Here is an 11,985-nt window from a genome sequence, read left to right on the forward strand (position 1 = left end):
GTAGCCCCGTATGGCCAATAGGTGTTTTCTTCATATTCATTATGGTTATTTTTGGTCGCTACGTGAAATGGTAAATACCCGCAGATTAACTCTGTAAATTATATAAGGAAATTATATGTCTACTCCAGCGCACCTATGGCTTGAGGATGAAAACAGCTCTCCGATTGTTGGAAGTTGTTTAATACCGTTGCGTTTAGGTTCCATTGAATTAGACTGTGTCCCTTAATTGCATAACCGTTGATAAAAGAGCCGGATGCAGCCCAGTTTCACCATTGCCAGATAATTCCTCGCCGTTTTGTCGTAGCGTGTGGCAATGCAGCGGTATTATTTCAGATGACAGAAGCACCGCTCAACAACATTGCGATTGCGGTAGGCGTCACGATCCTGAACGTCTACAGACCCTTTAATATCTGCACCGCCATCATCTTTTAGCCACATGTACGGAGGGATTGGCATTTCATTTGCTCCTTATTTTTCGTATTAACTTCATAGTTATGAGGTAAATTACTGTTGTTATTGAAAAAACAACGATTACAGATATGTAAAAATAAAGGTCATAAAAGTTGTCGGCTCCAACCTCACCAGGGCCATAAAGCATATGACCAATCCGGCTGGCTAGTTCATGGTTCATCCATGTTTCAGGATTTCCGAGTGTGCGACCAACAACCAAAGACAAAAGAATGTAAAACGCTACTTTGGCAATTTTACGGGCAAGTGTTCGAGTCATTGGCTACCACCTCAACCCAACCACGAGCCATAAGAGAACGCATACAAGGAACCTGAATAGGCACGGTGTTCATTAATGCATTTCGTATTTTTGCGTAATCTGAGTTATGAGCAATCGTTATGCAACCTTCTGAGACAGTGCCAGGGTGAAGCCGGAATAATCCTCGGTGAACATTGTTTATCCAAGTACCGTCATCAATGCCCCAATCATCTTTATACAAGGCAAACCACTCATCACGCCCAAACTCGGTGCCATAGTAAACCTTATTAAACAAGTCTTGCGCTTTAGCCTTCGCCCACGATCCCAAACCACCGGATCCACGTTCAACTATCCAGTATTTGCCAGGAGGCAACGGGCCATCGTTGGGCACTGCTCCACAGCCTCCTTTATTGCGGTATATACCTTTTCCAGAGTGAGCCATGAACACACCCACGCCGTACAGGTTGAAAGGTGCATAATCTGCCCCGTTCAATATCAACTTTCCTTGTAGAGCCATAGAAACCCTTTAGTTTACATAGGTATTGGCTGCTAATCGTACACCTCTGTAATTAGAATGAGGAAAGATTTATTGAGGTAAATTTCTGATTTTGTGTAACAAAAAGGCTGCTTGTGCGGCTCAGTCATGGGGGATCTGGTGCATCCAAGCGGGGTTGCCAGTAGAACTGGACAGAATAGCCTGAATGTCCAGGCTGGCGACAACATAACTCCAGGCGGTTGCGATCTGCCCGGTGCACTCCCCGGACACGTGGCCCTGAGCGCGGGTAATGTTGTTCAAAAACACTGGTGCTGCCCCGACATAAAAATTGTCGCTTTGTGCATTTATACGGGTTCCTACGCCCGGTTACAGGTGACCTGCAACGGGCATAATTTATGATGAGTGAGAGTGGGGTAAAAGGAGCTTCGTCACTTTTCACAGGTCGCTGCTTATTTTTTCGAGGCAGGTTCCAGAATTGGAAAACGAGGGTTCTGGAACCCCGCCTCAGGCGAGGGTCGCGGGGATCACTATCTGTTGTAGCTCGGATCGACCATTGATCTGGGCGATCAGTTGCAGGGCGGCCTGGTGTCCTGCCTCGCCGTAGCCGGGGTCGACGGTGATGATTTCCGGGTGCAGAAACGTCATCAGCGGGGTGCTGCCGACGCTCGCCAGTTGTACGGCATCGAGCCGCTGCTCCTGCAAATATTTGCTGGCGCCGAGGGCGAGGGTGTCGGTGGCGCACACCAGCGCGGTCGTCTCCGGGCCGGTCACAGTGGCCACGGCGTCATAGCCCTGCTTCATCGCCAGGCCTGGTAGCGCGGCGACGGGGGTCAGCGAGTGTTTTTTGCAAAACGCCAGGTAGGCTTCGTGTCGGCGCTTGCCGGTGGTGATGTCGCTGTGCGGTACGCCGAGGAAGCTGATATGCCGGTGCCCCTGGTCGTAAAGGCGCTGCATCAGCATATGGATGGCCCCTTCATCGTCATAACAGACCGAGGCGAAACCGGCGGCGTCGCGCGCCAACATGACCAGCGTGGACTGCCACGACGCCAGCAGCGTTTCGGTGATGCCGGTAAAACCGAACAGCACCACACCGTCCACGTTGCGACGGCGCAGCATACCGAGATGCTCTGCCACTTTCTCCGGCGAGAACTGGCTTTCCATCATGATCGGGTCATAGCCCTGCTCGTAGAACACCGGCAGCATGGTCTGCACCGCGAGATTCTCCGACAGCGAATCCAGACGGGTGACGATAATCGCCACCACCTTATCGCTCTGGCCGCGCATGGCGCGGGCGGAGCGGGACGGGGCGAAGCCGTGCTGGTTCATCACCGCTTCCACGCGCTCGCGGGTGTGGGCGCTGACGCCGCTTTCGTTATTCAGCACGCGGGAGACGGTGGATTTTCCCACGCCGCTTAAACGCGCAATGTCTTTAATGGTCAGCCGGTTTTGCATCCTGGTCTCTGTCATCTGCATAAAATAATTGTCGAGCCTAATGCTACTCAACGAAAACGCAATGGGCAAAATCTTGTATACGTGCCGTTTAGTTGCGTGGGCGCATAATACCGCCATAATCGCTTAAGTACCGTGCAGTTATCTACGTATACTGCCCGACGTTTATTTATCTTACCGGAGGCTTTATGGATCCCGATCCCACTCCCCATCATCGATGGAGCATAACTTTTTCCCGGTAAGCCAGCCTTTATCACTGCCTTGCCGGTTTTGCGTGAGGCAGTGACGTCGTCGATGTCCCTGCACAAATTACAATAATGACCTGACAGGTAGCGCGTAAGCCGTCTGTCGGGAAGTCTGTGCTCGTTTTTGCGAGCACGGAGGGATGTCCTATGCTGAAAAATATGACCCGGCAGCTGCTTGCCCAGCTGAGCCGCCATTTGCCACGCCGCCTCGTCCAGCGCGACCCTATGCCGGACAGAAAAGTGCTTGCCAGCACACCTGTCCCGGACACGCTCAGCAAGCAGTGTCTCGACGTCGCGGCGATGGATGAAAACGAAATCTGGCGCGCCTTCAACAGCCATCCTGAAGGGCTGAACGCGGCAGATGTCGAGGAAAACCGCGCCCGTCACGGCGAAAACATCATTCCGGCGCAGAAGCCGTCGCCGTGGTGGGTCCACCTCTGGAGCTGCTATCGCAACCCGTTCAACCTGCTGCTGACGGTGCTGGGGATCATTTCCTACTCCACGGAAGACCTGTTCGCCGCGGGGGTGATTGCGCTGATGGTGGCAATCTCCACGCTGCTGAACTTCGTTCAGGAAGCGCGCTCCACGAAGGCGGCGGATGCCCTGAAGGCGATGGTCAGCAACACCGCGACGGTGCTGCGCGTCATCAATGAGCAGGGGGAAAGCCGCTGGCTGGAGATCCCTATCGATCAACTGGTGCAGGGCGATATCGTCAAACTCTCCGCAGGCGATATGATCCCGGCGGATCTGCGCGTCTTCCAGGCCCGCGATCTGTTCGTTGCGCAGGCGTCGTTGACCGGCGAATCTCTGCCGGTGGAGAAAGTGGCCCGCAGCCGCGACCCGCAGCAGAACAACCCGCTGGAAAGCGATACCCTGTGCTTTATGGGCACCACCGTGGTGAGCGGCTCGGCGCAGGCGATTGTCTTCGCCATTGGCGGCAACACCTGGTTTGGTCAACTGGCCGGGCGCGTCAGCGAGCAGGACAGCGAGCCGAACGCCTTCCAGAAAGGCATCAGCCGCGTCAGCATGCTGCTGATCCGCTTTATGCTGGTGATGGCGCCGGTGGTGCTTATCATCAACGGCTATACCAAGGGCGACTGGTGGGAGGCGGCGCTGTTCGCGCTCTCTGTCGCTGTGGGGCTGACCCCGGAAATGCTACCGATGATCGTCACCTCCACGCTGGCGCGCGGGGCGGTGAAGCTGTCAAAACAAAAGGTTATCGTCAAACACCTCGACGCTATTCAGAACTTTGGCGCCATGGATATCCTCTGCACCGACAAAACCGGCACCCTGACCCAGGACAAGATCGTGCTGGAAAACCACACCGATGTGTCCGGTCGCACCAGCGAGCGCGTGCTGCACAGCGCCTGGCTGAACAGCCACTATCAGACCGGGCTGAAAAACCTGCTGGATACCGCAGTGCTGGAAGGCGTCGATGAAGAGTCCGCCCGGGCGCTGTCCGGGCGCTGGCTGAAAATCGATGAGATCCCCTTTGATTTCGAACGTCGCCGGATGTCGGTGGTGGTGGCCGAGCAGGGCGATGTGCATCAGTTGATCTGCAAGGGCGCGCTGCAGGAGATCCTCAACGTGTCGACGCAGGTGCGCTTCAATGGCGATATCGTGCCGCTGGACGACACCATGCTGCGCCGCATCAAGCGCGTCACCGATAACCTGAACCGTCAGGGGCTGCGCGTGGTGGCGGTTGCCACCAAATACCTGCCGGGGCGCGAAGGGGACTACCAGCGCGCCGATGAGTCGGATCTTATCCTCGAAGGGTATATCGCGTTCCTCGATCCGCCGAAAGAGACGACCGCGCCAGCGCTGAAAGCACTGAAGGCCAGCGGCATCACCGTGAAAATCCTGACCGGCGACAGCGAGCTGGTGGCGGCGAAAGTGTGCCACGAGGTGGGGCTCGACGCCGGCGATGTGGTGGTGGGCAGCAGTATCGACGAGCTGAGCGATGACGCACTGGCGACGCTGGCGAAAAGCACCACCCTGTTTGCACGCCTGACGCCGATGCATAAAGAGCGCATCGTCACCCTGCTCAAACGCGAAGGCCACGTGGTCGGCTTTATGGGCGATGGCATTAACGACGCCCCGGCGCTGCGTGCCGCCGACATCGGCATCTCTGTGGACGGTGCGGTCGATATCGCCCGCGAAGCCGCCGATATCATTCTGCTGGAAAAGAGCCTGATGGTGCTGGAGCAGGGGGTTATCGAAGGCCGCCGTACCTTCGCCAACATGCTGAAGTACATCAAAATGACCGCCAGTTCGAACTTCGGTAACGTTTTCAGCGTGCTGGTGGCGAGCGCCTTTCTGCCGTTCCTGCCGATGCTGCCGTTGCACCTGTTGATTCAGAACCTGCTGTACGATGTATCCCAGGTGGCGATCCCGTTCGATAACGTCGATGACGAACAGATCCAAAAACCGCAGCGCTGGAACCCGGCGGATCTCGGGCGCTTTATGGTGTTCTTCGGCCCGATCAGCTCGATTTTCGACATTCTGACCTTCTGCCTGATGTGGTGGGTGTTCCATGCCAACTCACCGGACGTGCAGACGCTGTTCCAGTCCGGCTGGTTTATTGAAGGGCTGCTGTCGCAGACGCTGATCGTGCATATGATCCGTACGCGCCGGATCCCGTTCCTGCAAAGCCGGGCTGCCTGGCCGCTGTTCGCCATGACGCTGGTGGTGATGGTGGTGGGTCTGCTGCTGCCATTTTCCCCGCTGGCGAGCTATCTGTCGCTGCAGGCACTGCCGCTGAGCTACTTCCCGTGGCTGGTGCTGATTCTGGCGGGTTATATGATCCTGACCCAGACGGTGAAAGGCTTCTACAGCCGCCGCTACGGCTGGCAATAGATTTTTATCGCCCTCTCCCTTTTCGGGAGAGGGCCGTGAAATCAGCGACGAACCGCGATCGCTTCAATCTCAATCTTCACATCTTTCGGCAGGCGCGCCACTTCAACGCAGGAACGCGCCGGGAAGGTGGCCTTGTGTTCGGTGAAGAACGCTTCGTAGGTGGCGTTAACGGTCGCGAAGTCGTTCAGATCTTTAACGAAAACGGTGGTTTTCACGATATCGCCCACTTTCAGACCCGCGGATTCCACGATCGCTTTTACGTTTTCCAGCGACTGGCGCGCCTGAGCGGCAACGTCTTCCGGCACGACGCCGGTCTGTGGGTTTACCGGGATCTGACCGGAAGTGATGACCATACTGCCGAGATCAACGCCCTGAACGTATGGGCCGATAGCTGCTGGTGCATTTTCCGTCGCGAGTACTTTTGACATGTTTTCTCCTGAAGTTCAGCAAATAAGAATGTTCCCGGCCATTATAGGGAGCCGGGAATTCATTACCAACCTCAATTAGTTGGCCAGCACCACATAATGAGAAAACTCTTTCTCGCAGTATTTGCATTTGAGCGCGATGTCATTCTCGCGTTTTTTCACTGCAAAACTGGAGGATACCGGTTCAGCATGACTGATGCAGTTGCTGTTCGGGCACACCAGCACGCTGTTGATGCGCTCAGGCAGGTTCGGACGCGATTTACCCACCACTTCGTAGTCGTCGATGCGGTTGACTGTCGCCTGCGGCGCGTACATCGCCAGCTGGTTGACCTGCTCGTCGGTCAGGAAGGTGTTCTCGATTTTAATCAGGTCCTTACGGCCCATCTCGCCGGACGGCAGGTTGAGGCCGATGGTGATGCGCTGGTCGGTTTCGGTCAGTTTGAACAGCGTCAGCAGCTTAAAGCCGACCTGCGCCGGAATGTGGTCGATGACGGTGCCGCGTTTGATGGCTTCTACCTGAAGTTTGTTATCGTGTGTCATTGTCTTTTCCCCTTACAGTGCCAGGTCGCTGTTCAAAACCAGTGCCAGTAACGCCTGGCGGGCGAAGATGCCGTTACCGGCCTGCTGGAAGTACCAGGCGTGCGGCGTTTTATCGACATCGGTCGTGATCTCATCAATGCGCGGCAGCGGGTGCAGCACCTTCATGTTGGCGCGGGCGCCTTCCAGATCAACCGCGCGCAGGACGAACTGGGCTTTGACGTTGGCGTATTCCGACGGGTCGAGGCGCTCTTTCTGTACGCGGGTCATGTACAGAATGTCCACCTCTTCCATCACTTCCTCAATGGCGCCGTGCAGGCTCCACGCAATCCCTTTTTCATCCAGCATGTCGAGGATGTACTGCGGCATCGCCAGCGCGTCCGGGGCGATAAAGTAGAAGCGGTTGCCGTTGAACTTGGCCAGCGCCTGGGTCAGGGAGTGAACGGTGCGGCCATACTTCAGGTCGCCGACCATCGCCACGTTCAGGTTTTCCAGACGCCCCTGGGTTTCCTGGATGGTGAACAGATCCAGCAGCGTCTGCGTGGGGTGCTGGTTCGCGCCGTCCCCGGCGTTCAGAACCGGAATGCTGCCGGAGAACTCAGTCGCCAGACGAGCGGCCCCTTCCTGCGGGTGGCGCATCACGATGGCATCGACATAGGTGCTGATGACCGAAATGGTGTCCGCCAGCGTTTCGCCTTTTTTGCCCAGCGAGGTGTTGGCGCTGTCGGAGAAGCCCACCACGCTCGCGCCAAGGCGGTGCATGGAGGTTTCAAACGACAGACGGGTGCGGGTAGAGGCTTCAAAGAAGCAGCTGGCAATGACCTTATGCTTGAGCAGCTCCGGCTGCGGGTGGGCTTTCAGCTTAGCGGCTGTCGCCAGCACCAGTTCAAGGTCTTCGCGGCTGAGATCGTTTATGGAAATGATATGTTTTTGATAAAGCGGATTAGCCATGTCTATCTCCTGACGCCTGGGCAAAAAAAAAGCCCCTTAAAAAGGGGCTTTGAGAATGGGGTTAGCAACGGAAAGAAAAACGGCTGGCTGGCGTCTTTTTTCAGACGCGGTAAGACAGAATGTCGTACACACTGGACCATGCTTCCTCCCGGCAAATTGTGGGGCATTATACGCAGCTCAATGTTCGGATCAAGCGATTAATGCACACCTTAGCAATGGTAAACGGTTATATCTGCATATTAATGCATCATAAGTAAATAATTAATTTGCTTGTGGATAAGCGCGGTACGCTTCACGTTGCGCGGCGCGACCCAGACAATATTGCTGGCCGCCACCACGCCGAGAATTTCCGGCAGGGCGTGATAGTCCAGAATACGCGCGACCGCGCGCCCGTATCCTGCTGCCGTATGGATAAGGATAAATTCGTCGTTATGCTCGACGCTGACCACCATTTCTGAGATCGATCGCGCGGCGCTGGGGGCCGGGCGCAACTGAGGATTCACGGAATAAATTTTTTGTCCTTTGGCATTTCTAATTTTTATGACGCCGAGCAGTTTCAGCAGCCGCGATACAGTGGACTGGCTGATGCTGTCAAAACCGTGGCGCCGGAGATCGAGACGGATCTCCTCCTGAGACAGATAGCTGCGCTCGTTGATCAGACGCTGGCAAACCGCGAGCTGGAGTTGTTCTTTTTCCGAAGTGGAAAGGTCAATTTTCATCATGTCGTTCCTGATTGATAAACAGTGGGTCAGACTATCAATCATCTTACTGACTGATTTTATTGGTAATTAAGGAATCAGCAACAAAACGCCTCCGAAGAGGCGTGTTGCGCGTCAGGTCAAAGAAATTGCGCCCTGCGAAAGCAGTATTATCGTGTAGAGGGCGACCGCCGCGAGGGCTATCAGCACCACCCACTCAATACGATTAAAGCAGCGCTGCTGGTTTAGTCGTTTTTTGGCGATGTAAACCACCGCGCCGGGAACAAACAGCAGCGAGCTTAGCAGCATCGAACTGCCTGCGGCATAGCACAGCCAGAAGCCATACACCGTGGCGATAAGCGCAACGATAAGATCTTTGGTGCGGCTTTCGCCGTCCCGATAGCGCTCCTTCGTCCACACCAGCTTCAGGCCGTAGGCGGCGCTGAACAGGTAGGGCGGCAGAATGGCGGCGGTGGCGATGGAGAACAGCGCCTGGTAGCCGGCGGAGTAAAACAGCGTCAGCAGTAAAAAGACTTGCACCAGCCCGTTGGTGATCCACAGCGCCACTGACGGCGAGTTGCGCGCATTCTCCCGGGCGAAGATTTCCGGGAAAACGCCGTCCTGAGCGGCGACTTTCGGCAGCTCGGCGGCGAACAGCGTCCAGGCGAGCAGCGCGCCAGCCACCGACAGCACCACGCCGCCAGCGACAAACTTCGCCCCCCACGGGCCGACCACGCTTTCCAGTACGCCCGCCATCGACGGGTTTTTCAGCCCGGCCAGAGAGGCCTGGTCGAGAATGCCCATCGACAGCACGCTGACCAGCACATAGATAGCCAACGCCCCCAGCAGCCCGGTGACCGTGGCTTTACCGATATCGCTGCGTTTTGCCGCACGCGCCGATACCACGGTGGCCCCCTCAATGCCGATGAACACCCAGGTGGTGACCAGCATGGTGCTTTTCACCTGGTTGAACAGGTCTGGATGGCTGCCGTCCACCTGCATCATCCGTCCCCAGAAGTCGGCGCTCAGCACGCCAAGGCGAAAGGCGATCAGCACCGCGATGATGAAGATGATCAGCACCAGCACCTTAATAATGGTCAGGATGGTGTTGATCCATGCCGCTTCGCGCACGCCGCGCAGCACCAGGGTATGCACCAGCCACAGCACCACTGACGCGCCGATGATTGACGCCAGGTTATTGCCGTCGCCAAACACCGGCATAAAAAAGCTGATGGCGCTGAACAGCAGCACCGCATACGAAACGTTGCCAAGCCACGCGGAGAACCAGTACCCCCACGCGGACTGAAAACCGATGAAGTCGCCAAATCCGGCGCGGGCGTAGCTGTAGATCCCGCCGTCCAGTTCCGGGCAGCGGGCGCTGAGATTCTGGTAGATAAAGGCCAGGCACAGCATGCCGATGCCGGTAATCACCCAGCCGACGATCAGCGCGCCGGGCGAGGCGACTGAGGCAAAGTTTTGCGGCAGGCTGAATACCCCGCCGCCGATCATTGAGCCGACCACCAGCGCCACCAGCGCGCTAAGCCCGAGTTTTTTTTCACTGCTTTCGGCTGCGGCATCCGCATTGCCGTGGGTTACATCCGCCATGATTGTTCTCCTGTCCTCACTGGATCAGAAGGAAGGCGCAGCCGGGGCCGCGCCTTGCTCCGGGGTTAGTCGCCGAGGGTCGCCACCATGACGGCCTTAATGGTGTGCATCCGGTTTTCCGCTTCGTCGAAGACAATGGAGTGCGCCGACTCGAACACCTCTTCGGTCACTTCCAGCCCTTTCAGGCCGTAAGCGGCTTCAATTTCGCGCCCGACGGTGGTGTCTGCGTTATGGAAGGCCGGGAGGCAGTGCATGAACTTGACGTTCGGATTGCCGGTGGCGTCGATGACGCGCTGGTTGATCTGATACGGCGTCATCAGACTGACGCGTTCGGCCCAGGCGTCTTTGGGTTCGCCCATCGACACCCAGACGTCGGTGTAGAGGAAGTCCACGCCGTGCACGCCCTCTTCAACGCTGTCGGTGAGCAGGATACGCGCTCCGGTCTCTTCGCCGATGGCCAGGCACTGTTTCACCAGCGCGTCATCCGGCCAGAAGGCTTTCGGTGCCACGAGGCGGATATCCATGCCCATTTTGGCGGCACCGACCATCAGCGAGTTGCCCATGTTGTTGCGGGCATCGCCGAGGTAGGCGAAGCGGAGCTGCGGCAGGGTTTTGCCCGGCGCATGTTCCAGCATGGTCATCAGGTCGGCCAGAATTTGCGTCGGGTGGAATTCGTCGGTCAGCCCGTTCCACACCGGTACGCCCGCGTATTGGCCCAGCTCCTCGACAATCTGCTGGCCATAACCGCGATACTCGATGCCGTCATACATGCGGCCAAGCACGCGGGCGGTGTCCTTCATTGACTCCTTGTGCCCAATCTGCGAACCGCTTGGGCCGAGATAGGTCACCTGCGCGCCCTGGTCAAATGCGCCGACTTCAAAGGCGCAGCGGGTGCGGGTGGAGGTTTTTTCGAAGATCAGGGCGATGTTTTTGCCCTTGAGGGTCTGTTTTTCCCGCCCGGCCTGTTTGGCGGCCTTCAGCTCAATCGCCAGATCGATCAGGTACTGGATTTCCGCTGGGGTGTAGTCGAGCAGCTTCAGGAAGTTGCGGTTTTTCAGGTTGATAGTCATGGGTAAATCCTTTTCAAAAGAGAATATGGGGAAAAACTACTGGCGAATCAGCGTTCCTTTGTCGCCCGCCAGGATGGCGGCGCCATCGGCCAGCGCGCCGATACCGGCGATACCGTTGCAGCGTTCGACGAAGCGGCTGCAGGCGGCGACTTTCGGCCCCATTGACCCTGCGTCGAACTGCATGCCGTTGAGCTGTTCCGGGCTTATCTGCGCCAGCGGGCGCTGCGATGGCGTGCCCCAGTCGAGGTAGACGGCGTCGGCATCGGTGAGGATCAGCAGCGCATCGGCCTCTATCTGTTGGGCCAGCAACGCTGCGGAGAGATCCTTGTCGATCACCGCCTCAATGCCGTGGTAGCCGTCGGCCTTCTCGACGACCGGCACCCCGCCGCCGCCGTTGCAAATCACCAGGTGATCGCGGGCGATCAGCGCGCTTATCGCATCACGCTCGACGATGCGCTGGGGTTGCGGCGAGGGCACCACGCGGCGGAACCACAGGCCATCGGCTTTAAAGGTCCAGCCTTTTTCCGCGCTCAGCGCCTCGGCCTGCGCCTGTTCGTAGACCGGGCCGATGTATTTGGTCGGGTGCTGGAAGGCCGGGTCGGACGGGCAGACCTCGACTTGGGTCAGCAGCACGCTGACCTCGCGCTGCGGCAGGTGGTTTTTCAGCGCCTGCTGCAGCATGTAGCCGATCATTCCCTGGCTTTCGGCGCCGAGGATGTCGAGCGGGTAGGGCGTCACTTTTTCATAGGCGCTGTTTTGCAGCGCCAGCAGGCCGACCTGCGGCCCGTTGCCGTGCACCAGCACCACGCGCCACTGTTCGGTGAGCCCGGCGATGGTTTTGGCCGCCAGTTCGATGTTTTTGCGCTGGATCTCCGCTTCCAGCGGTTCGCCGCGCTTGAGCAGCGCGTTGCCGCCCAGGGCGACAACCAGAGTGGGTTTGGTCATGG

General features: G+C 57.3%; 14 protein-coding genes and 3 pseudogenes. 3 read left to right on the plus strand and 14 right to left on the minus strand.

The annotated features are described in order from the left end of the window. Positions 1 to 115 precede the first annotated feature (115 nt). A pseudogene (locus tag JO226_RS09290) lies at positions 116 to 211 on the plus strand (type VI secretion system tube protein Hcp); the annotation flags it as partial. A gap of 11 nt (positions 212 to 222) precedes the next feature. Here the strand turns inward: JO226_RS09290 and JO226_RS09295 are convergent. The 6 genes and pseudogenes from JO226_RS09295 to treR form a co-directional block, all read right to left on the minus strand. Continuing rightward, positions 223 to 384 (minus strand): annotated as a pseudogene (locus tag JO226_RS09295) (transposase); the annotation flags it as partial. Further along, positions 376 to 456: pseudogene (locus JO226_RS09300) on the minus strand (type VI secretion system tube protein Hcp); the annotation flags it as partial. The pseudogenes JO226_RS09300 and JO226_RS09295, both read right to left, overlap by 9 nt. A gap of 1 nt (position 457) precedes the next feature. After that, a complete protein-coding gene (locus JO226_RS09305; protein WP_293548026.1) occupies positions 458 to 727 on the minus strand; it encodes a hypothetical protein in 270 nt (89 codons plus the stop codon). Beyond that, positions 705 to 1,223, minus strand: coding sequence for a DUF2778 domain-containing protein (locus JO226_RS09310; RefSeq protein WP_293548028.1), 519 nt, complete (start codon positions 1,221 to 1,223; stop codon positions 705 to 707). Before JO226_RS09310 ends, JO226_RS09305 begins: the two co-directional genes overlap by 23 nt. Positions 1,224 to 1,343: 120 nt before the next feature. Then, the gene (locus JO226_RS09315; protein ID WP_293548030.1) at positions 1,344 to 1,508 is read right to left on the minus strand and encodes a hypothetical protein; all 165 of its coding nucleotides are present in this window, start codon (positions 1,506 to 1,508) and stop codon (positions 1,344 to 1,346) included. A gap of 198 nt (positions 1,509 to 1,706) precedes the next feature. Next, positions 1,707 to 2,654 (minus strand): trehalose operon repressor TreR, encoded by a 948-nt coding sequence (gene treR, locus JO226_RS09320; RefSeq protein ID WP_293548032.1) that lies wholly within the window; start codon positions 2,652 to 2,654, stop codon positions 1,707 to 1,709. 185 nt (positions 2,655 to 2,839) lie between these two features. Between treR and mgtL the strand changes: the two genes are divergently transcribed. Both mgtL and mgtA read left to right on the plus strand, forming a co-directional pair. Further along, positions 2,840 to 2,893, plus strand: coding sequence for a mgtA regulatory leader peptide MgtL (gene mgtL / locus JO226_RS23315; protein WP_367273550.1), 54 nt, complete (start codon positions 2,840 to 2,842; stop codon positions 2,891 to 2,893). Between the two features lie 150 nt (positions 2,894 to 3,043). Continuing rightward, the gene (gene mgtA, locus JO226_RS09325) at positions 3,044 to 5,752 is read left to right on the plus strand and encodes a magnesium-translocating P-type ATPase (protein ID WP_293548035.1); all 2,709 of its coding nucleotides are present in this window, start codon (positions 3,044 to 3,046) and stop codon (positions 5,750 to 5,752) included. A 41-nt stretch (positions 5,753 to 5,793) separates the two neighbouring features. Here the strand turns inward: mgtA and ridA are convergent, their stop codons facing one another. From ridA to arcC, 8 genes are all read right to left on the minus strand, one after another. Next, the gene (gene ridA / locus JO226_RS09330) at positions 5,794 to 6,180 is read right to left on the minus strand and encodes a 2-iminobutanoate/2-iminopropanoate deaminase (protein ID WP_293548038.1); all 387 of its coding nucleotides are present in this window, start codon (positions 6,178 to 6,180) and stop codon (positions 5,794 to 5,796) included. 75 nt (positions 6,181 to 6,255) lie between these two features. Continuing rightward, complete coding sequence (pyrI, locus tag JO226_RS09335) at positions 6,256 to 6,717, minus strand: aspartate carbamoyltransferase regulatory subunit (RefSeq protein WP_293548039.1); 462 nt, start codon at positions 6,715 to 6,717, stop codon at positions 6,256 to 6,258. A 12-nt stretch (positions 6,718 to 6,729) separates the two neighbouring features. Beyond that, positions 6,730 to 7,665 carry an aspartate carbamoyltransferase gene (gene pyrB, locus JO226_RS09340; RefSeq protein ID WP_293548041.1) on the minus strand — a complete coding sequence of 312 codons (936 nt, stop codon included), beginning with the start codon at positions 7,663 to 7,665 and terminating at the stop codon, positions 6,730 to 6,732. A 2-nt stretch (positions 7,666 to 7,667) separates the two neighbouring features. Then, positions 7,668 to 7,805: a pyr operon leader peptide gene (gene pyrL / locus JO226_RS09345; protein ID WP_293548044.1), complete on the minus strand. Its 138-nt coding sequence runs from the start codon at positions 7,803 to 7,805 to the stop codon at positions 7,668 to 7,670. A 99-nt stretch (positions 7,806 to 7,904) separates the two neighbouring features. Further along, complete coding sequence (locus tag JO226_RS09350) at positions 7,905 to 8,384, minus strand: ArgR family transcriptional regulator (protein WP_293548111.1); 480 nt, start codon at positions 8,382 to 8,384, stop codon at positions 7,905 to 7,907. Between the two features lie 114 nt (positions 8,385 to 8,498). Next, entirely contained in the window at positions 8,499 to 9,968 is a 1,470-nt protein-coding gene (gene arcD / locus JO226_RS09355; RefSeq protein ID WP_293548047.1) for an arginine-ornithine antiporter, read from the minus strand. A 65-nt stretch (positions 9,969 to 10,033) separates the two neighbouring features. Next, the gene (gene argF, locus JO226_RS09360) at positions 10,034 to 11,038 is read right to left on the minus strand and encodes an ornithine carbamoyltransferase (RefSeq protein ID WP_293548049.1); all 1,005 of its coding nucleotides are present in this window, start codon (positions 11,036 to 11,038) and stop codon (positions 10,034 to 10,036) included. 36 nt (positions 11,039 to 11,074) lie between these two features. Further along, the gene (gene arcC, locus JO226_RS09365; protein WP_293548052.1) at positions 11,075 to 11,983 is read right to left on the minus strand and encodes a carbamate kinase; all 909 of its coding nucleotides are present in this window, start codon (positions 11,981 to 11,983) and stop codon (positions 11,075 to 11,077) included. Between the last annotated feature and the right edge of the window lie 2 nt (positions 11,984 to 11,985).

Origin of the sequence: Pluralibacter sp., from assembly GCF_019237635.1 — a bacterium.
In the GTDB taxonomy this organism is placed as follows: Bacteria; Pseudomonadota; Gammaproteobacteria; order Enterobacterales; family Enterobacteriaceae; genus Enterobacter_B.